Raw genomic sequence first — 24502 nt, 5'->3', positions numbered from 1 at the left:
TTATGAATCGTGAATTCATCATTTCTTATAATCATCCTCTAATTCACAATCATCAAGTTAACGGCCAAGCCATGTTACCGGGCTTAGCGTATATAGACTTGATTTTTCAGATATTTCGAGAACAGAACCTACGCTATTCCCATCTTATTATGAAGAAACTCACCATTTTCAATTCTTTAATTGTACTTAAGGACGAAGAAATCGCCTTAACTATAGAGGCAGAAGAGTCTGACACAGGGATATGGAAGGTTCGTATACGAGGAAAATCCGTATCTGTTGTTAGAGACGCTCTCCTCTATGCAACGGTAGAAATTCATCCTTGCAAATCTTTACAATTCGACGAAGTCATCGACTGCCAGAAGATCGTTCAGTCAGCCTTACATGCCAAGACCTTACAGAGTGTATACGAGCAATGGATTTCAAGAAACGTGATTCATAAGGACTTTATGCAAGCTAAGGGCAATGTATATGAGTACAATAATGCTATTTGTGTACAGGCTGAGCTGCACTCAGATGCACTTGAAAGTGCGGAAGGATTTATGTTCCACCCTGCATTATTGGATGGCTGCGGAGCTGGTGTCATAGGAAGTTGGTATGAAGATCTGCTGAAAGACGATACCGTGATGTTCTTGCCTCTGTATTTTGAATCATTCCGGGCAACCGAACTTATGGACACTAGCAGTTGGGCCAAAGTAGATATATCTTCTATAGTACGAAGTGGAGATCTCCTATCTTATACAATGGGGTTTTTTAATCATCACGGGCAAAAGATAGCAGAACTGATTAATTTTACATTGAAGTTAATACGGAACCTAGAAGAGAAGAACATTACTAAGCCAGATCTGTACATCAAGCATTCTGATGAACTTTCTACTATACATGAAGTGGAAGCATCTATTGTATGCCTAATCGCTGATTATTTAGAGTTGGAAACAATAAAGATACGTAAAGATATAGGTTTTTTCGAGATGGGCCTTCATTCGGTTGACCTTCTAAATCTGGCTGTATCTATAGAACAAAGCCTTGACAAGCCAATATCACCTACATTGTTATTTGAACACAGCACAATTACTCAGTTGGTTCAGTATTTAACAGAGCAGGGACAAATAGATCTAAATAAACTACGGGATACTCAGGATACTAGTATAAATTCATCTTTAACAGAAGGAATGAATATAGAAGCACGGGAAAGTACTGTACCCCTAGCGAATTCAGATATTGCCGTAATCGGTATGTCTGGACGATATCCCCAAGCGAGAAATATAGAAGAATTCTGGTCTAATTTGAAGGCTGGAGTCGATGCTATAACAGAAGTAACTTTAGACCGTTGGAACTGGAAACAGACCGAAGATCTAGAGACTCCTTCAGGCAAATCGATTTCTCGGTGGGGAGGCTTTGTGGAGGACTATGATTGTTTTGATGCATCCTTTTTCCGAATTACTCCCAAAGAAGCAGAAGCTATGGATCCGCAGGAACGTCTTTTTTTAGAGGTATGTTGGGAAGCCATAGAAGATGCGGGCTACACCCCTAAAAATATAGTGAAATCTAAGGGGAAACAGAAGCGAAATAAGGTGGGTGTATTCGCCGGTGTTATGCATAAAGATTACGCTTTTTTAGGTGCTGAAGCTGTAGCTAGAGGTCAAGCCGTATCAATAGCTATGAATGATGCCCCGATTGCCAATCGCATCTCATATTTTTGTAATTTTCATGGTCCAAGTATGACAATTGACACCGTATGTTCTTCTTCCTTAACAGCTGTACATCTCGCTATGCAAAGTCTAAGACTTGAAGAATGTGAGGTGGCTCTGGCAGGAGGAGTAAATCTATCCCTTCATCCAAATAAATATATTTCATATGGATTTATGGGTATGCATGCAAGTGACGGACGTTGCCGCTCTTTTGGCAAAGATGGTGATGGGTACGTATCCAGTGATGGCGTGGGGACTGTTGTGCTAAAGCCTTTAAAAAATGCGGTAGAAGATGGAGATCATATCTATGCTGTAATTAAAGGAAGTGCAATCAACCACGTCGGGGCAGGAAGTGGAATTACAGTTCCAAGCCCTGTTGGACAAGCTGAGTTAATCCGAGATTGCCTGGAAAAGGCGAATATTAAAGCAAGAACCATTTCTTATATCGAAGCACACGGAACGGGTACTTCACTTGGCGATCCTATTGAAATGGAAGGTTTAATACAAGCTTTTAATCAACATACAGAAGATAAGCAATTCTGCTCTATAGGATCAGTCAAATCTAATATTGGACACGCCGAATCTGCTGCCGGAATAAGTGGATTACAAAAAAGCATCCTTCAGCTATATCATAGAACGTTGGTACCCTCACTACATGTGGAAGAAGCAAATCCTTATATTGATTTTATAGACTCCCCATTTCGGATTCAAACGCAGTTAGAGGCATGGTCACAGCCTTTTATGGACATAGATGGTGTACAGACTACCTTTCCTAGGCGTGCAGGATTAAGTTCATTCGGTGCAACAGGCTCGAATGCTCACCTCATTATGGAAGAATATATTCCCAATTACCAGCTGGACGGAGAACAACCAAGGGATCCTTTTAACCAGATTAGACCCTCGCTTGTTCCCGTATCAGCTAAGAATGAAGAGCAGCTACATCAATACGTTGTTAAAATTATGGATTATCTCATATTATGTACCGCTCAAGTTACATGTAGCGAGTATCGAACTAAAATGTTGTTGGAAGACGTAGCATTCACACTACAAACAGGAAGAGAAGCGTGGAACGAACGGGTAATTTTTATAAGTAATGACATTGAAGAATTGATCCATCTTATGGAACAATTTCTAAAGGGCGACTTGAACAATCCTCAAATATATAGAGGTCAATCGAAACAATCCCCTTGGTTATCTAACTTATTTGCGGATGATATGGACACGCAGGCATTACTCGACCAATGGATGCACCAAGGGAAATGGGGGAAGATCGCATCTCTTTGGACTCATGGAGTACATGTACATTGGAATGAATTACTTAAGAATCAGGAACCTCATCGTATCAGTCTGCCGACCTATCCTTTTGTTAAGGAACGCTATTGGTTACCCCAAGAACAAGAGACATCTAAATCTCGGAAACAAGTTAGAAATACTCATACATCTGAACATCCCTTACATCCCGGCCAATCAAGACACAAGAAGATTCTTCAAAAGCAGTGGCGGATTTCTAAACGATCTAAGTCAAATAGTAGCCTACGTTCCTTATGTATTCTAGCATCTGAACATACAATGGTGTTAGCTTCAGAACTAGCAAGGCTAGTACCGGGAAGCCATATTCTAACAATAGAAGCACCAGTAAAAGATGAGGACAGAGAATGGGGAGCATATTCGGGTTTCGTCGATATCACGGGATGTGCTGTACTAGAGGACGAATCTTTAGCTTGGATATCTTGTCTTCAGAACTACGTGGAATATGCAGATTCAGATAGAAAAATAGCCATATTGATTACAAAAGGACTCGAATCCTACAAAAATATCACCCCTAGACTGCACGGTGCGAGTCGCGTGGGTCTGTATCGAATGCTACAAAGTGAATATGGTGAAGTGTGTTCACGGCATGTAGATGTAGACGTGAATAGTTCTGATGAAACCATTGCAATTCAGATTCTAAATGAGCTGCATATGTATAGTGAAGACTCGGAAGCATGCTATAGAGAAGGGACAAGATATGAGGCTTATTTAGCAGAGTTACCGCTTCATGGTCCTCATATAGACAGGAAAATTAATTTTATTAAAGGTGTGCTCTGGATCACGGGAGGAACTCGTGGAATTGGGGCGTTATGTGCGAAGCATTTTGTAGAGCATTATGGCGTAAGAAAGATTGTCTTAACTGGTAGAGAGGTGCTGCCCCCTAGAGAACAATGGGAAGACCTAGATAAGGAGATGGATTCTACTACTTTTAAGAAAATAGAAGCTATACTCGCTTTGGAAGCACTGGGCGCAGAGGTGAAAACGTTTGCATTAGATTTGACCGATGTCCAAGAGGTTCAGCAAACAGTTAATAAAGTCAAGGAGCAGTGGGGACCGATCCAGGGAGTCCTTCATTCCGCTGGACTTGGAGATCTTGATACTCCAGCATTTATTCGTAAATCATTAGGAACTATTGAGACGGTACTAGCTCCTAAAATCAAGGGACTAGATTGTCTATACCAGAGTATGAGGGGAGAACCCTTATTATTTTTTATCCTCTTCTCTTCTGTATCCGCCATTGTCCCATCCCTAGCCTCTGGACAGAGTGATTATGCTATGGCTAATAGCTATATGGATTATATGGCTCAGGCACATCGAAATGAGCATCGAATAATTAGTATTCAATGGCCTAGTTGGAAAGAAGTAGGGCTCGGTGAGGTGAAGAGTACAGTGTATAATCACTCTGGGCTTTGGAGTCATACCAATGATGAGGGATTGCAATTATTAGATTATGTAATAGCCAATGATGTTGGAGCCGTAGTGCTTCCCGCTATTGTTAATCCTTTGCTATGGAATCCCTCCCTACTGATGAAGCGTACATTGCTCTCTGGTATAAGCGAATCAACTCATACGGATAACAGAGTAAATAAATCTATGTTAAGCCAACATTCCCCACTAAAAAAATCAAGTCAAGTTGGAGAAAATGGGGAGCCACCGAGCCTGCTAAAGTCTACTGAGGCATGGGTGAGTCAGTTATTTGCAAGTGAGCTTAAACTTAAGGAGGATCATCTAGATGCACAGATGCTATTTAGTGAATATGGCGTAGACTCGATTTTATTAACACAGGTGCTGCGCTCCTTACGAAATGAGATGCACATTGATTTGGCTCCATCTATTTTATATGAATATCCTAGTGTAAGCTTATTTGCTGCTTGGTTAGAGGAGAATCATCAAGCCACACTTCGCGAGATGTTCAAACGGGCAGTACGAACGGATGAAAGTGTAACTTTAGTCGATTGGTTCATAGAATCAGACGCTTCAACGGACAATTCACCATCTAGGCTCATAGAAACACAAAGTACATTAACTACATGCCCAGAAGGTTATAACATTGCTATCGTCGGAATGTCTTGTCAATTTCCAGGGGCACGAACGTTGGATGAGTATTGGGAATTACTAAGTCAAGGCCGTTCTGCTATACAGCGTGTTCCAGCTGACTTTTGGCCGTGCGAGGAGCGCTATTATGCGGGGTTATTAGATCGTTCAACCCGTATATCTCCAGAATACTTCCATATTAGCGAACAGGATGCGAAGGCGATGGACCCTCAAGCCCTATTGCTTTTAGAAGAGAGTCTAAAGCTGCTCCATCATGCAGGATATACCACAGAGGAGATTAAGGGCCAATCGGTTGGTGTCTATGTTGGAGCAAGAAGTCAACATGTACCGGATGAGCGAGACCTTATTGAAGCAAATCATCCTATAGTAGCTTTTGGAGCGAATTATCTAGCTGCGAATATTTCTCATTATTTTGATCTGCATGGTCCTAGTCTTGTGGTAGATACAGCGTGTTCTTCTTCCTTAGTAGGGATGAATATTGCTATTCAAGCCTTACAAAGAGGTGATATTAATTCGGCCCTTGTGGGTGGCGTGAGTATGTTGAGTTCGGATCGAATTCATCGGCTATTTCAGCAGCGCGGCATCTTATGTCCAACATCTGAGTTTCATGTTTTTGATGCCAAAGCCAATGGGGTAGTCTTATCTGAAGGAATCGGTATGGTGATGCTGAAATCTGTTGAGCAGGCAGTCAAGGATGGGGATTGTATCTATGCTGTTATAAGCGGCATGGAGGTGAACAATGACGGACGTACTGCTGGACCGGCGGCACCCAATGTACATGCACAAATGGAAGTGATGCGTAAGGCGATCGTTACAAGCGGGAAGTCTCCTCAAGATATTCGGTATATTGAGGCCAATGGTTCCGGATCGGAAATTACAGATCTCTTAGAGTTAAAAGCTATTGAGCAAGTCTATCGCAATGACAGCAATATGCCACTAGGCATCGGATCCATCAAACCCAATATAGGACATCCGCTGTGTGCTGAAGGGATGGCCGGACTAATCAAAATTGTATGTATGCTAGAGCAGCAAGTGCGGTTACCATTTATATCCGGACAGTCCGCCATGAAACATTATGATTTAGATCAATCTCCTATATATTTTGATAGGGCATTCACACCTTGGGAAGGAAATTCCGTGGCAGCACTGAACTGTTTTGCCGATGGGGGAACCAATGTACATGTCATACTCGAAAGATGGATAGAGAAGCGTTCGGTGAACTTGTTAAGAAAACCTCTTCCACTTCCGGTGAGGATGCTTGAACATACAGACTTTTTAAAAGATAGCGATTCAGACATATCGAATTGGTGGCGCTCACCAGAGATAAATGTAAGGGGGGAACACGGATGAGAACGCATATAAAGATGGGGAATGAACATCCATTCCTCAAGCACCATCATGTGCTCGGCAACAAAGTACTACCTGGATTAGCTTATATTGATATGTGCTATCAATGGTTCAGAGAACAGGGCTTTGACTACCGTTCCATGGAGCTTCGTCATCTCAGATTATATCGTCCCCTGAAGGTTCAGGAGCATGAGGAAGTTACATTAACTTTTGAATGTTACCGCACTGAAGCCGGGCATTGGCAGATTCAATTAGCGGATCAAGTGCAGCAGGAAACACCATTGCCCAGTTCCTCCCTATACATGTCTGCTGAAATGCATGGAGTTGAATTATGGAATACCGAAGATGATACTATAGATGATCTTGGAACGAACAGCATCTCGGATGGCGAACGAGTAACAATGAATGAGATTTATGGACGTTGTAAGCAGCAAGGCTTGATTCATAGTGGCTGGATGCAGGCTGAAGGTAGCATACAGCGTGGTTCAGCAAGTATAAAGATGGAACTATCCCTGCAAACGGATTTTCTACAACATGCATCCTCGTTCATGTTTCATCCCGTACTTCTAGATGCAAGTGCAGTTGCGGGAGGAGCAATGTTCACCCTATTCGGAGAACAAAATGAATTATTTCTTCCTATTTACATTGAGTCCTTTCGTGCAGGAGAACTCATTCAGCGTACATGTTGGACAACTCTTCGATCCTCCACTGTGAAAGTAAGTGACGAGCTCCTATCGTTGTGTTTAGAGTTTTACAACGGTTCGGGACAAAGGATTGCCGCCTTAACTAATTTTAAAAGCAAGCATGTACGCATGGAAGAAAGTCCGGCAGATAGCATCTACCAAGCCAAAAGAGAGTATCAGATCTATATAATTCAAAAAATAGCACAGCGCTTAAATCGTCCCGAAGCAGAAATTAACCTTCACATGGGCTACTATCAAATGGGGTTGAATTCGGCCAGTTTGCTTGGGCTTACGCAAGAAATTGAACAGATCATTGGTAAAAATATTTCTCCGACGCTACTTTTTGAATATACTACGATTGATCATTTGACGGATTATTTAGCTAGCGCCTTTCCAAGGATAGGTCTTGTCCAAGAGGTAGAATTAACAAAGATCCCTCTGATATTATCTGATCATCTACCGCAACCGAATGAAGATATCGCTGTAATAGGGATGGCCGGTCGGTATCCGGGTGCATCCAACTTGGATGAATTCTGGACAAATTTATTAGAAGGTAAGGATAGCATTCAAGAAATTCCAGCATCTCGTTGGGCATGGAAAGAATTCAGCGACATGCGCTCTCCATCTGGCAAAAGCATGTCTCGATGGGGAGGATTTGTCGCTGATTATGATTGTTTTGACCCGCAATTTTTCCATATTACGCCTAGCGAAGCAGAGCGACTCGATCCCCAAGAAAGACTTTTTCTGCAGACGTGTTGGGAGACTATAGAAGATGCTGGATATACCCCAAGCACGTTGACAACTCCAAATAAGCGACAACGCAATGCAGTCGGTGTATTTGTTGGAGTGATGCATAAGGATTATGCGCTTATCGGACTTGAAGCTTCTAAAGAAGAGCCCGTCTCACTATCACTTAATTATGCTCCCATAGCTAATCGGGTCTCTTATTTTTGCAATTTCCATGGTCCCAGTATTGCAGTGGATACCGTATGTTCTTCTTCCCTAACCGCAGTCCATCTGGCTATCGAGAGCATACAGCGAGGAGAATGCAGCGTGGCGCTGGCGGGAGGAGTGAATCTATCCCTTCATCCAGCTAAATACATCACTTATGGCATGATGGATATGCACTCCAGTGATGGTCGCTGCCGAACCTTTGGTAATGAAGGAGATGGATATGTGTCTAGTGAAGGAGTAGGTGCTGTTTTATTAAAACCCCTTTCCCGAGCGATTGAGGATCAAGACCAGATTTACGCGATTCTTAAGGGGAGTGTCATTAATCATGGAGGGCAGGCTAGTGGAATTACTGTTCCCAGCCCTTCTGCACAAGCAGATTTGATACAGCAGGGTTTGGAGAAAGTAGGTATACATGCTCGCACTATTACTTATGTGGAAGCACATGGCACGGGAACTATATTAGGTGATCCAATCGAGATGCAAGGGCTTACTCAAGCGTTTCAAAACTATACAAATGATCTGCAATTTTGTGCAATCGGTTCGGTAAAATCTAATATTGGTCATGCCGAATCAGCTGCAGGCATTGCTGCGCTTCATAAAGTTATTTTGCAACTCCATCACAAAACGTTAGTGCCTTCTTTACACTCCGCACAATCTAATCCTCATATTGATTTCTCCAATTCCCCTTTTGTTGTTCAACAAGAGGCTAGGCCTTGGAATCAACCTGTGGGATTTGTGCAAGGGCACAATATTCAATTTCCAAGACGGGCAAGTATTAGTTCATTTGGTGCTACTGGATCTAATGCACAGGTGATTGTAGAAGAATTTCACCCAACACAATCCACTACTTTTGAGATAAATAATCAAGACAATAGTTCGGGCAAAAAGCAATGGATTCCAATTTCTGCAAGAACGCAAGAGCAATTGCAAGTCTATGCCCGGCGGTTAGCTGATTTTGTCACAAGATCGAGGACAGAGACGTTTGATCTGGAAGCTTTGGCGTATACCTTACAGATAGGGCGTGTGGCTCAAGAGGAGCGGGCGATCTTCCAAGTGCAAGATACAGATGAATTGCTTCAATATCTAGAGCTTCTTGCAGAAGGATCATCGAATATCGAAGGACTATTTCGAGGGAAGATCGATAGAATGAATACGCTGCTGACATCTCCTAATGAGGGTCAACGCACTATGGAAGAGTGGATAAAGGAAAGAAATTTTGAACTTGCAGCAAAATCATGGATTCATGGTGAACTCCTTTCTTGGCAAGACTTGTATCCAAGTGGGCTCCCATATCGAATGCATTTGCCTACGTATCCTTTTACTAGAGAAAGATACTGGTATCCAGAGCAGATACTTGATCCATACTCCAAAGCAGTGCCCTTACAATCTGGACCCTATATTCATCCTTTATTACACAGCAACATCTCCAATTTTAGAGCTCAACAATTTCATAGTCAGTTCACAGGCGAAGAGTTTTTTCTTAAAGATCACCTTGTTCTGGGAAAAAGGATGCTCTCAGGTGCGGCACATTTAGAAATTATAAGGGCAGCTATGGAACAGTCTCAGTCCACGGACAATAGGGTGTCTCAAGATTTTACAGTGTTACGTATGCAGCATATTGTCTGGGTTTCTCCAATAACGGTATCTTCGAATTCTCTTGACGTTACAGTGGGACTTTTCCCAAGAGAAAGTGATATTCACAACATCGCTTTTGAAATTTGTGAAGGTCACCAAAGTGAAAAATCGACAGCGGCATTAACCCGTGAAGCTAGAGTATATAGTCAAGGAAGTGTATCTTGGGTTGCTTCTCCTAGAGAGGCACATATTGCGCTGAATTTACGGGATGTACAGGAGGAGTGTTCCCAGCAGGTATGGGAGTCGGAAGAGGTTTATGCTGTTTTTCAAAAAATGGGAATAAACCACGGGCCTACACACCAAGCTATAAATAAAGTGTATGTGGGAACTAACCAAGTGTTGGCAAAATTACAACTGATGAATTCGTTAATAGAAGATAAAAGCTCCTACATGCTTCATCCAGTTCTCATAGATGCAGCATTTCAAGCATGTGTTGTTTTATTTGTATCTCAAGTAGAGAATTCTCAAAGTGCAGTAGTGCCGTATACTCTTGAGGAACTAACGCTGCACCATGCTTGTACTTCAGAAATGTGGGTATGGATTCGTTACAGTACCGATCGTGGGAATGATGCCATAATTCCCAAGCTGGATCTGGATCTCTGCGACAGTACAGGAAAAGTGTGTGTAGAATTGAGGGGATTTTCTGTACGAGAAATGGAAAGCGCCGTAATCACTCCGCTTAAAGAACCGTTTAATGAAGCAGACAAGTACTGGGGTACTGTATTGATGCATCCGGTGTGGAAAGAACAGCGTGAAGAGCATAGACATTCGCTTACTGAACCTGACTCAGCTCAGGTAAAGAAGATCATAGTCTTATGTGATTTGCCCCATTTAGCTCCCTTGCAAGGAGAGAAGGATGTAGATGATACCATCTATCTCCTATTTAACAGCGCTGAAGCACCGAGTATGCATTATCTTGATGATGGGGCTGTTCAATTATTTTCACACATACAACGTCTCATAAGTACTACGCATATCGGGCAAATTCAAGTTCAGATTGTAACACCTAGGGTGGGTCAGGGAAGATTATATGGTGCTCTTCTTGGAATGATTAGGTCGTTGGAACTTGAGAGCCGAAGGGGAAGTGGACAGGTAATCGAAATAGATGTGAAAGCATCTAGGGCTTTCTTGAATGAGAAATTATCAGATTATGCAAGGGGTAACAAAGAATATTATGTTCGTATGGTAGGTCAACAAAGACAAGTTCAAGTCTGGGAACCGATTGATCCTATATCTAAGGGGCATATAATAATGCCATGGAAGAACAAGGGAGTCTACCTCATCACCGGAGGGGGAGGCGGACTTGGTCTTATTTTTGCATGCGAAATTGCTCATACAGTGGAAGAACCTATTATTATTTTGGCGGGACGTTCTTCAATAAATTCAACGATACAGTCTTCGCTGCAGGAACTTCAACAGGTTGGCGCTCAAGTGGGTTACATGCAGATGGACGTAGCGAATCGATCAGATGTAGAAACAGGATTAAAAGAAATCGTCCAACAATATGGACGTCTGGATGGCATTATTCACTGTGCGGGAGTTGTGAATGATCAGTTGATCTTACACAAAACCTCTTCACAATTTGAGACGGTGCTTGCTCCAAAAGTGAATGGAATTATACATTTGGACGAAGCTAGTTCGGCCATGAGTCTGGATTTTATTATTGCATTTTCCTCCGCAGCTAGCGTCTTTGGGAATATAGGACAGGCAGATTATGCAACAGCTAATGCCTTTATGGATCTTTATGCGGAATATAGGAATGAACTTGAGAAAAAAGGGCTTCGTAGTGGACGGATGTTATCTATAAATTGGCCGTTGTGGGAAGATGCTGGCATGCACATGGAAAGCCAAGCGAAGCAGGACATGATGAGGAGAGGTCTTCTTCCTTTACAGACAGATTCAGGGATTCAATCGCTGTATGAGGCTTGGACGACAAGACACCATCAGGTGTTGGTATTGGCAGGAGATATTCCCACAATTCATCAGAGGATGTGCTATGCCTCTACTATAGAAAATACTTTAACGGCCAGCAATCAAGAACTGTCTGCAACCGTTGAAGAGGTTCATGATAGAGTGGTGCAATATTTGAAGGAAGTTCTGTCCTCTATTATTAAACTGCCTAAAGAACGCATAGAGGTTGTTGCATATATTGAAGATTTTGGAATGGATTCTATTGTAATTCTGCAGGTCACCAATGAAATGGAAAAAAAGTTAGGTTCATTATCTAAAACCTTATTCTATGAATACAGAAATTTGAACGAATTAGCCCATTATTTACTTCGTCAATATCCAGATGCATGGTTGACCGATGATTCTTCGGAACGCAACAAAAGAGAACTGAGCAAGCTTAAGAACATGGAGGAGAATCCACAGAGAATAAGCTCAATGGCGACCCATCTTCCTTCTAATGTTCGTCTGTCCTCTCTTTCGAAGTTGAATAGGGCCCCTCTGCCTTTGGTTCAGAAATCTTCATCGATAGCACCACCTACACAAGCCACGGACATTGCCGTCATTGGCCTATCAGGACGTTACCCTGGGGCACGAAACCTTGAGGAATTCTGGCATAACCTGAAGCACGGCGTAGATTGTATTACGGAAATACCGCACGAACGTTGGGATTACAGTCAACAACCTGCTGATCTTCATAGTCGGAATAGCCGATGGGGTGGATTCATTGAAGGCGTGGATGAATTTGATCCGGGATTTTTCAACATCTCTCCCCGAGAAGCAGAAACGATGGACCCTCAAGAGCGAATCTTTCTGGAACGCGTATACGAAGCCATGGAAGATGCAGGATATGTGCGGAACGTATACCGTGAGAATGGTACCGAGCATACAGGAAACATCGGAGTATATGTAGGCGTAATGTATGAAGAATATCAGTTGTACGGTGCTCAGGAGCAGCAGCAGGGTAGACCTGTAGCTTTATCTGGCAATGCGGCTTCCATAGCGAACCGAGTATCCTATTATTGTAATTTTACCGGACCTAGCATGACTATAGCTACCATGTGTTCTTCGTCGTTAACAGCCATACATTTAGCTTGTCAGAGCTTGATTAGCAATGAGTGTAATCTTGCTATTGCTGGTGGGGTGAATTTATCGATTCATCCGAATAAGTATTTACTCTTAGGTCAAGGACAATTTGTATCTACTAAAGGTCGATGTGAGAGTTTTGGGAAAGGCGGGGATGGTTATGTTCCCGCTGAAGGGGTAGGCGCTGTACTACTTAAGCCCTTGGCAAAAGCGATAGAGGATCATGATCCGATCTATGGTGTTATTAAGGGGACGGCGATTAATCATGGTGGGAAAGTTAGTGGGTACACGGTGCCTAATCCTAATGCGCAAGCTGAAGTGATTCGTCGATCCCTTCAACAATCAGGCGTAGATGCCCGGGAAATATCTTATATAGAAGCACACGGCACTGGGACATCACTTGGAGATCCTATCGAGATGGCAGGACTTGTGAAAAGCTTTGAAGGGTCTACCCAAGATCGGCAATTCTGTGCTATTGGATCTGTGAAATCTAATATCGGACATGCTGAAAGCGCCGCAGGCATTGCGGGACTTACCAAAGTGTTGCTTCAACTTAAATACAGCCAATTGGTTCCTACGCTCCATGCCAAAGAACTGAATCCCAATATTGATTTTGCTCAGACACCGTTTGTTGTTCAACAAGAACTTACCTCGTGGTCTAGACCCATGATTAATAAAAATGGAGAAAGTAAGGAATATCCCCGTACCGCTGGATTATCTTCATTTGGGGCGGGAGGCTCCAACGCACATGTAGTAATTCAAGAGTATATTCCTGTCTACTCAGAGCAAAAGAACATGAAGGATTTTGAAAGCGAGTCTGTTCTAATTGTGCTATCCGCTCGCAATGAGGAGAGGTTAAAGGAGCAAGTAGAACGACTTTTGCATGACATTCAACATCGTCCTATTGAAGAGCATGATCTTGGGAATCTAGCTTACACTCTTCAAATTGGACGGGAGGCAATGGAGGAAAGATTTGCGTGCACTGCAACTTCTATAAGTGAAATTCAGAGAAAATTAAAATCTTATATGGCAGGCGCATCTATACCGAAAGAATGGCACCAAGATGGGGTCAAGCGTAATAAAGAGATGGTATCTTCGCTTATGAAAGATGATGATATGTTAAGGACCTTAGATATGTGGATGGTCAAAGAAAAATATGAACAAGTATTAGAACTTTGGGTTAAGGGTTTTCCTATCCCTTGGTTGAACCTATATCCAGATCCAGATAAATACCATCGGATGCATCTGCCTACTTATCCCTTTGCCAGAGAAAAGTACTGGGTACCCCATTCGACTTTGAACCGTTACTGGAACAATAAAGTTGACTGGGCTGTATCCCAAAAGCAAGGACTGCATCCATTGGTTCATGCCAATACCACAGATTTACTTGAACAACGATATACTTCAACATTCTATGGCAATGAATTCTTCTTGACCGATCATAAAGTGCTTGGCCGCAGTATTATGCCCGTTGCTGCTTATCTGGAAATGGTACGATCGGCAGTAGATGAAGCTACTCTTTCTCTAAGAAAAGAACAATGCTGTCTTCGATTTAAACATATCTATTGCTTACATCCCTTATCTATGAGTACAACACCTGTTAAAGTTCATATTGGTCTGTATCCAAGTGGACAAACCCAATTAGATTTCGATATATATAGCTATCTTGAAGATAGGCAAGAAAAGATGTCCTATTGCAAGGGAGCTGTAGAATGGAATGTTAGGGACGAAGAAGAGACTTTGTTAGATTTGATTAGACTTCAGAGAGAATGTAACCAAGGTGTTGTTGAATCGGATCAAATTTATGAGACCTTCAGACAGCTGGGAATAGAGTACGGTAAAGGATTTCAGGGATTGCAAAGACTTCATATTGGACTAAATGAGATCATTGCGGAAATTGTGCTTCCAATGCAGATTAAGGATACTTTTGATGCCTTTGTATTACACCCAAGTCTCTTGGATGCAGCTTTTCAAGCCACGTTAGGATTTCATCTAAATCAAAGTGAATTACAAGAAAAGGGGATTTTCCTACCTTATGCTATAGACGAAGTCAATGTGTTGGCTTCTTGTTCATCAACGATGTGGGGTTTAGTACGATATCACGGTGAACAGTATTCTGAGAACAGTATGGAGAAGTTTGATATTGATCTATGTAATGAACAGGGACAGATATGTATACGTATGAAGGGCTTCTCCATACGTAATTATAATGAGCCTTTGGGGCTTGTAGGAACTGAAGCGAATCAGAAGATGAAGTTCAAGTCTGATATGAGAACGTTAACTTACAAGACGGTCTGGGAACCGATGGGTTTAAAAACAGGGATGAATTGCAGCAACATAGCTATATCTACAGCTCGTGTCATTATATTTGGTGAAGCGGGACAATGGAGGGATTCCTTTTTAGATTCCTACACAGATGCCGTATGGATTGACATTCAATCCCATGAGAGCGTAGATACCCTCTATAGTAAACTTCTTAAATTAGGACAATTCAGTCATATTATCTGGCTTGCTCCTTCTGAGGAAATCCATACTGCAACCGATGAACAGTGGATTAAAGAGCAGCAATCAGGTGTTTTTCATGTTCATCGACTTGTTCAGGCCGTGCTTCAGTTAGAACTTGAAGGAACATCCTTGGCATGGACATTTATTACATTTCAAGCGCAGTCTATTCATAGATCGGACAGGATTCGTACAGCACACTCCAGTGTACATGGATATGTCGGTTCTATGGCTAAAGAGTTCGCAGCTTATTGGCATGTAAGCTTAATTGACCTTGAACTGGGAGCTTTACCCTCAGCAAAAGATCTGATGAGCATCCCTAATGATCTAAAGGGTATAACGGTCGCTTATCGCAGCGGAGAATGGTTCTATCCACAGCTTATTGAAATTCAAGGGCAGTTACCTGAATCTACGAAATATAAGAATCATGGGGTGTATGTAGTGATCGGCGGTGCGGGAGGGATAGGTGAAGCGTGGACGGAGTATATGATTTCAAACTACCAGGCGCAGGTGATTTGGATCGGTCGACGTAATCCAGATGCCGCAATTATAGAAAGCCTTGAACGACTAGCTCAGCTTGGCCCTGCTCCATATTATATTTCTGCCGATGCTTCCGATCTGGAGAGCTTGCAGCAGGCATACAGACAGATTAAACAACAATTCCCTATCATCCATGGCGTTATTCATTCAGCTATCGTGATGGAAGATCATACGATAGCGCTGTTAGATGAGCAAAGCTTGGGAGCTGTCCTATCCGCAAAAGTAGATGTGAGTGTAAGGATTAGTCAGGTTTTCAGCCAAGAAAAATTGGATTTTATTTTATTCTTTTCTTCATTTAATGCTGTTGCTAGACCTATAGGTCAGAGCAATTATAGTGCAGGCTGTACTTTTAAAGAGGCGTATGCAGCCTATCTAAATCAAACAGGGGATTATCCTGTTCAAGTCATACAATGGGGATATTGGGGACATGTTGGCATTGTTGCCTCGGAGGTTTATCGTGACCGAATGGCATTATTAGGCATGGGATCGATTGAAAGCAGCGAAGCCATGCTGACTTTGGAATTTTTACTTCATAGCCCTCTAACTACTTTAACACTGTTAAAAATAGATCGCCCGATTGCATCGGAACTTATCTCTTATCCAGAGGTACTCACTATCTACTCTTCTTCGAATCTTTGTTATACGGAGAAATCTAGAGGGGGTTTGAAACTTCCAGCTAAGTTGTATCAGGCTGATTCTGCGATCATTTCTAAACTGACTCTGTATGATGGGGCTAAGGAGATGACTAACTTAATTCAGTCCATTCTTGCCGTTTCTTTAAGGGAGATGGGCGTATTCAATTCAAATATCCTGCCTAAGTATAGCCAATGGGTTGAGGCAAGCCAGTTATTTGTCCATCCGATTCAACACTTCGAGAATTATGGCTTAGATGATCTTTGGACACAGTGGGATGCATCCAAAACAGGTTGGCTACAAGATGCTAATCTCAGACCACAAGTTGTTCTCACCGAAATGATGCTGCGTTCCTTAACAGAAGTATTATGTGGTTCAAAAGCAGCAACTGACATCATGTTCCCGAATTCTTCTCTTGCGCTAGTTGAAGGAATATATAAAAACAACCTCGTTGCTGAATCATTTAATGAAATTCTAGCTGATGTATTGATTCATCATGTGAAGGAACGCCTGCAACATGGAGGGAATCCATACTTACGAATATTAGAGATCGGTGCAGGTACTGGGGGAACAAGCGAAAGGATATTCAATAAATTAGAACCTTATCAAGATTATATCCAAGTGTACAACTATACGGATATTTCGAGAGCCTTTCTTATGCATGCAAAACAGCAATATGGACAATATCCTTATATCACTTATGGAATATTCAATGTGGAAGAAGATGCAGCTGCCCAGGAAATTCAGCTCGGTTCTTATGACATTGTTGTGGCTACCAACGTTCTTCATGCTACTAAAAATATTCGCCGAACAGTAAGAAATATAAAAAACTTGATGCATAAGGATGGACTTCTACTTGTTAATGAAATCACGGGTAATGATCTTTTTACCCACGTTACATTTGGACTTTTAGAAGGCTGGTGGGCCTATGAAGATGCAGCTTTGCGAGCGCCAGGGGGTCCAGGGATAGCACCAAAGAGGTGGCAATCTATACTTTCTGAAGAAGGGTTCAATAGTATTCTTTTCCCAGCTTTGGACGTTCATCCTATGGGACAGCAGATTATTTGTGCAAAAAGTGATGGTATAGGAAGACAAGTTCGGTCACATCCGTTCCTTGAGGGAGAAGCGGATGTACTGAAACAGCAAAGAGCATCAGATGATGTAGCCGACTCTAATTTTTATGAAGAGGATGACCTTATGGATACATTTTCTATGGAACACGATAATTATCTTCGGCAAAAAAGTCAGCAATATTTTAGACATCTGATTGGTCAGGTACTTAAACTTCCACAGCACAAGCTGGATACTACAGAACCGTTAGAGACGTACGGATTAGATTCCATTATAGTGGTTCAATTAACCGAATCCCTCCGCCCTAAGCTGAAGGGAGTAACTTCAACGCTATTCTTTGAGCATAAGACGATTGATTCTTTGGTGAACCATTTCATAGAGCATGAGCCTGATGCACTTCGCACACTGGTGGGGGCTGAATTAAGCTCAACAAGGAACAGCAATTCAATTGCTGAAAGTAGAAATCCAAAGTTAGAATCATCAGCGAGTGAATATCAGCTGAAGTCTACTTTTCGTTATGAGAATAGTCAGAAACAGCAGACAATTTCGCAGGTTCAGGACATTGCTATCATTGGCATATCTGGCCGATTCCCATTGGCAGAGGGGGTCCATGAGTTATGGGACAATGTAAAGAAGGCAAGGAATTGTATTACGGAGATTCCCTTGGATCGTTGGAATGGATTAGATTATTATCATCCACTCAAAGGGAAAGAAGGATTAACGTATAGCAAATGGGGCGGGTTTGTACAGGACATCTATGCTTTTGATCCTCTTTTCTTTCACATATCGCCAAAAGAGGCAGCGCAGATGGATCCGCAAGAACGTCTTTTTCTGGAAGTAGCGTATGCTTCGATCGAGGATGCTGGCTATACTCCAGCAGCATTGAATCCAAATAAAAAAGTTGGGGTATTCACAGGTGTAATGAATGCTAATTATCCCACAGGGGCTAAGTATTGGTCGATTGCAAATCGAGTATCGTACACATTAGATTTTCATGGACCTAGCATGGCAGTCGATACTGCTTGTTCCTCGTCTTTAACTGCTCTGCACTTAGCTTTGGAAAGCATGTACAGTGGAATGAGTGAATGTGCACTTGTAGGTGGAGTCAATCTAATTGTAGACCCAGAACATTATGTGAGATTATCTTCAGCCAATATGTTATCTTCTGGAGATACCTGCAAAGCTTTTGGGGCGGAAGCTGACGGATTTGTGGATGGTGAAAGTGTGAGTGCGATGATCCTAAAGCCTCTTTCAAAAGCTGTCGCAGATGGCGATCACATCTATGGGGTAATTAAGGGAAGTGCTCTGAATGCTGGAGGAAAGACAAATGGATATACAGTTCCAAATCCAGCTGCTCAGCGGCAAGTAATTGCGGATGCTATGCAACGAGCGGGCGTTCATCCTCGTACCATTTCATATATTGAAGCTCATGGTACAGGTACAGCACTCGGAGATCCTATAGAAATTGCCGGACTTACACAAGCATTTGCATATCATACTCAGGATAAGCAGTTCTGTGCTATAGGTTCTATAAAATCAAATGTAGGTCATAGTGAGAGTGCTTCAGGGATGACGGGATTAGTCAAAGTACTCATGCAAATGAAGCATCAACAGATTGCTCCAACTCTGCATGCTAGCGTAGTCAATCCAGAGATTTCCTTCGAACAAACTCCATTTATTTTGCAGCACACGTTAGAGGAGTGGAGACGACCTCTTCTCAACATGGATGGGACTGAGCAGGAATACCCTCGCCGTGCAGGAATATCTTCATTTGGTGCTGGGGGGGCCAATGCGCACATCGTAGTTGAGGAGTATATAGATCAGGAAGTCAATATACATGATGCTAGCAACGCTAATCAACCCGTCCTAATTGTATTATCCGCAAAAAATGAAGATAGACTAAAGGCTATGACACACCGATTGTTAGAAGATATCGTGCAAAACAATTATACAGATGACATTCTAAGGAACATGGCTTATACCCTCCAGCTCGGAAGGGAAGACATGGAAGAGCGTCTCGCCGTACCTGCAAGGACAATAAATGATCTGATAGCGACATTAAAAAGTTTTCTCAGTGACGAAGATATCCCCCTAGAGTACTACCGAGGGAACACCAAAGTGAATTCAGAGATAACTAAAGTGCTATCTTCAGATCCAGAAATGCATAGAACAATCGGAGCTTGGATTCAACAGCAGAAATGGCCGCGTCTGCTTGAGCTATGGGTGAAAGGATTGGAAATTCCTTGGAAGCTCTTATATGAAAAGCAGGCTATACCACCAAGAAGGATGAGCCTTCCTTCGTATCCTTTCTCAAAAGAACGTTATTTGATAAAGGGAACTTTTAATAAAGTGAAGCAAAATATAGAAAATGTAACGCCAGAAGAACGTTCGGACATTATGACTTTTGAAGAAATATGGATAGAGACAGAACTACAAACATATCTAGATATAAATGGAACGGATAAAGAGAAGGTATGGGTTATTCTCTTAGATAATGAACAAGACAAAGATAAGTTCTGGAATGAATTGAAAAAGTTGAATTCCCATATCACATTTGAGTTCATTCATGAATCAGCAAATAGTGCAATGCTTAGCGCTGCCTTCGATCAGGTTAATGCACTTCATCAAGAGGTAGATGCAGTCATAGATTTCAGATGGCTTACACCGTCTTCACCTGATCATAGAACAACTGGACTGGTTCATCTTCTACAATCCCTGACTAGAACACGGCTCAAAGTTAATAAACTTTTGGTGGCAGGTGCATTTATTACTGAGTTGGAACGCTGCTCCATGGAGTCTTGGATAGGATTTGAACGCTCAATTGGCAACGTTATACCTAATATACAGATGATTGTTGTAATAGGTGAGACTCTCTTAGAGAGAAATGATGTTGCTGTTAGTCATTGGGTGGAAAGGATTTATAGAGAGGTGAATTCCACTTCTAAAGGTAGTGTTCTCTACCGAGAAGGGAAGAGATGCGTCTGTCACATAAAGTCTACGACAGTATTAGATAGAGTAGTAGAACCAAAGTGGGTAGAAGGTGCAACATACTTAATCACTGGTGGATTAGGTGGACTTGGATATCTATGTGCAGAACATATTGCCACACTCAAAAGAGTAAAACTGATTCTAACAGGACGTTCAGTAGTAGAGATAGAAATGCATAAAAAACTCGATGCTCTCGTTGCCTTAGGTAGTGATGTCACATACATTCAAACTGATGTATGTGATGTAGTTCAGATGAGAGAACAAATAGACGGACTTGATCCTAGATTCGGTCCGATTCGAGGAGTGATTCATGCAGCTGGAGTTCAGGATAATCTCAATTTGGTCGAGAAAGATATAGAGCAATTCAATCGAATCCTTTCTCCCAAAGTGAACGGAACGATACTGCTGGATGAGCTTCTCATGAATGAGCCCTTAGATTTCATTTGTTACTTCTCATCCTCCTCAGCGATTCTAGGCGACTTTGGGTCTTGTGATTATGCTGTAGGCAATCGGTTTCTGATGGCTTATGCATCCTATCGGAATAGCCTCCAACAACAAGGCCTTCGTAATGGTAGAGCGCTGGCACTAAACTGGCCCTTATGGCGTGACGGTGGTATGGGTTTTGTGAATAATGAACTTGAATCTATGTATTTAAAAGCTAGTGGACAACGCTATTTAGAGAAAGAAGAAGGTTTAAATCTATTGGATCAGGTTGGATCACATCTTGGAGACCACCAATTGGTATTAGTAGGTGAGCGGAACAGAGTAGAGTTATTTTTAGGTTTATCAGCGAATTCGCGGATGAAAATGGATTACGATCACGCAAAGTATGATCGTACAGATTATGATATGACTTTGGAACAGAAAGTTCGTAAGACACTGCAAGAGCAGATAGGAAAGGTACTTCATATCGCGTTAGAAAAAATTGAAGGAGACGTTAATTTAGTTGATTTCGGATTTGATTCCATTTCTTTCGCAGAATTTGCTGCAAGACTGAATGAAATATATGGTTTACAACTTATTCCTTCTATATTTTTCAAATACCCGACGCTGAACAAGCTGATCGGTTATTTGTTGTCTAAGCATAATCAACAGTTACAAGAGTCTCATGGTCTAGAAGAGAAGACAAAAGTACCTCCAACTCGTTCAGCTCTTTCAGTTCATCAAATACCTTATCTATTGAATGAGACGGCCGTAAGTGTAACAGAAAGTTCCTTAATTATTGAGCCACAACAATCAGAGGTTCATCTTCCCATCCATGAACCCATTGCGATTATCGGCATGAGCGGAAGATTTCCTGGAGCCGATAATGTTGAGCAGTTCTGGGAACTTATATCTACAGGTAAAACAGCAATTCGGGAAATGCCGAGAGCTCGTAGGAACGACATGATTCACTTAGAAGATATCTCTGATTCTATACAAAAAAACCAAAGAAATACATGGGGAGGATTTCTGTCCGAAATTGATAAGTTTGATCCACTATTTTTTGGAATATCGCCCAGAGAAGCCGAGTTGATGGATCCTCAACAACGTTTGTTTTTGGAGGAGGCTTGGCATGCTCTTGAAGATGCAGGATATATGGGAGAGCGCATTATAGGAACATCCTGTGGTGTATATGTAGGTGTTGAGGAAAGCCAATATCGAGAGATAACAGGAGATCGAGGCGAAATTAGTGCCAACCAGAATGCTACTTTAGCTGCTAGAATTGCATACAAGTTAGATTTGAAAGGACCCAATTTTGCAATAACTGCAGCTTGTTCTTCCGGTCTAGTCGCTGTGCACCAAGCCTGTCAGGCACTACGCTCGGGGGATTGTAACTTAGCTCTTGCAGGGGGAATCAGTCTCGCAATCTCTAACAGCATGTTCGAAGGCTTGGATAATGCAAGCATGTTATCAAGCGACGGGGTCTGCGCAGTGTTCGATCAAAGAGCGAATGGCATGGTGCCTGGAGAAGCTGTAGCAGTACTGATGCTTAAGCCGCTAACTCAAGCCATACAAGATAAGGATCGCATCTATGGTTGTATTCAAGCATCAGGCGTGAATTATGATGGACACACGAATGGAATGACGGCACCCAGCTCTACTAGTCAGGAAGAATTATTAAAGTCAATATACTCTAAATATGCTATCCAACCGGAATCTATAGACTACTTAATGACTCATAGTGTGGGGGCTAAGATAGGCGATTCTATCGAAATTGAAGCGTTAGCCAATCTATTTAAGGAAAGTTCAAGCAATTCGGGCAGTCCAGATGAGGAAGAGCAATGCGCCTTAGGCTCGGTAAAGCCACTCATTGGTCATACCTTTGCCGCTTCAGGGATCGTCAGCATGATAACGCTACTATTAGCGATGAGACATAAGCAAATTTTACCGCTTCCGCAATTTCAGATGGAAAGTGAATACATTAACCTTAAGACTACACCTTTGTATATTTCAAAATCTGTAAAACCTTGGTCATCTGCAAAGGGTCCGCTTAGAGGCGCTGTTTCTACCACTGGAATTAGTGGAACGAATGCTCATGTAGTTATTGATCACTATGACATGCCCTTGGATGCAGCTACTGAATTCTTTAATTCTCAAAATACCCAAGTTATTCTACTGTCAGCCAAAACTAAAGAGAGACTTTTAGCTGTAATAGACCAGCAGTTAGAATATCTGAACAGCAACCGGTCGAGTTCGGCCTCATTAAGAGATATCGCATACACACTTGCTGTAGGTAGAGAATCTATGAAGTGTCGAATCGCTTTTGTTGTGGAGAGTAAGGAGCAATGGGTCCGAGATCTAATCCATTTTAAAAAAACACATGCGTTGGACAACCTAAATGTAATCGAACAAGATATAGCACAAGATGAAATGCAGGAACTAGTAAAAAATGCTTTAGAGACCCTTCAAGCCGATGTTCTGGCTACTTTGTGGTCAAAAGGTGCTTTCGTACCATGGGAAATATGGTATCAAAATCAGCCTGGGGCACGAATCATATCCCTTCCCACATACCCATTTAAGAAGAGAAGGTGCTGGGTAGATGCGAAGCCATCCATAGAGGAATCAAGAGAGAAAACGAAGGGTGAACATTCGGTTCCTCCACCTGCCACAATTAATAAGGTAGATGAGCTATATTCTTTCAATGCAATGGAGCGAACGCTGGAGTTTCAGGAAGAATATCTCACCTTCGCTCCCTTTGAATCAAAAATAGAGGGTTTCTCCATGAGCAGCGTGCTGCTTCATCCTGAACAATATCCAGAAGAAGCAGCATGGGTTCGAGCGAAGCAAATTGAGATGAGACAAGTTTTGTTTTGGAAGGAAGATCTACACCTGCATCAACATATTTTAGATATTGGCTGTGGACACGGGACAGATGTCATTCAGATGGCCTCGTTATATCCGCATATTCATACACATGGATATACAATATCTCAGGCACAAGCAGCACTGGGTAACGAACGTATTCATTCTATGAAACTCGCATCTCGTGCAAGTATCGTCCACCGAGATAGCGCCTTGGATCCATTTCCAAGAAAGTTCGATCTCATCTTTGGAATTGAAGTATGCTGTCATATTTCAGAGAAGCACAGTTTATTTCAGAATATTGACCGATCTTTAACGGAAGAAGGAACTATTTTATTCATGGATTTCATGGCTAATTTGCGTGGACCTATTGTGGATCACGCTATTGGCATTCATATTGCTACCGTTCAGCAATGGATAGAATTGTTAACGACTCATCACTTTAAGTTAGAGGAGATAATCGATGTATCCCCGGAGATCGCTAATTATTTAGATGATCCAGAATGTTCCAGAAATACAGAGCATATTACGCCTGTTGCTCGCGATTCCATTCGTAGTTATGCCAATAATGCCATTTCATTACGACGTGGATGGATTCGTTATTGTCTGTTCAAAATCAGAAAAAACAAGATGATGAGCCAAAGGGAACTTAGTGATTATAATCATGCTAAAATTGCACACCCAATTCCATATGCGAAGGCAAAGCAAGAGATGCTGCAAAATGCGACTACGTTATACCCGCCCGCTTCCAAAAACTAAGTTGAATGTCAGGAAGGA

General features: G+C 42.1%; 2 protein-coding genes. Both read left to right on the top strand.

The genetic code is table 11. The features are described from left to right. The first annotated feature begins 2 nt into the window (after positions 1 to 2). Complete coding sequence (locus J2Z69_RS05805) at positions 3 to 6404, top strand: SDR family NAD(P)-dependent oxidoreductase (RefSeq protein WP_209859969.1); 6402 nt, start codon at positions 3 to 5, stop codon at positions 6402 to 6404. Beyond that, positions 6401 to 24484, top strand: coding sequence for an SDR family NAD(P)-dependent oxidoreductase (locus J2Z69_RS05800; protein WP_209859968.1), 18084 nt, complete (start codon positions 6401 to 6403; stop codon positions 24482 to 24484). The genes J2Z69_RS05805 and J2Z69_RS05800 overlap by 4 nt, the downstream gene beginning before the upstream one ends. Positions 24485 to 24502 lie beyond the last annotated feature (18 nt).

The sequence above is a fragment of the Paenibacillus shirakamiensis genome (assembly GCF_017874255.1).
GTDB lineage: Bacteria > Bacillota > Bacilli > Paenibacillales > Paenibacillaceae > Fontibacillus > Fontibacillus shirakamiensis.
Note: the sequence above shows the minus strand (reverse complement) of the source record. Positions and strands in the feature narration are given on the sequence as shown.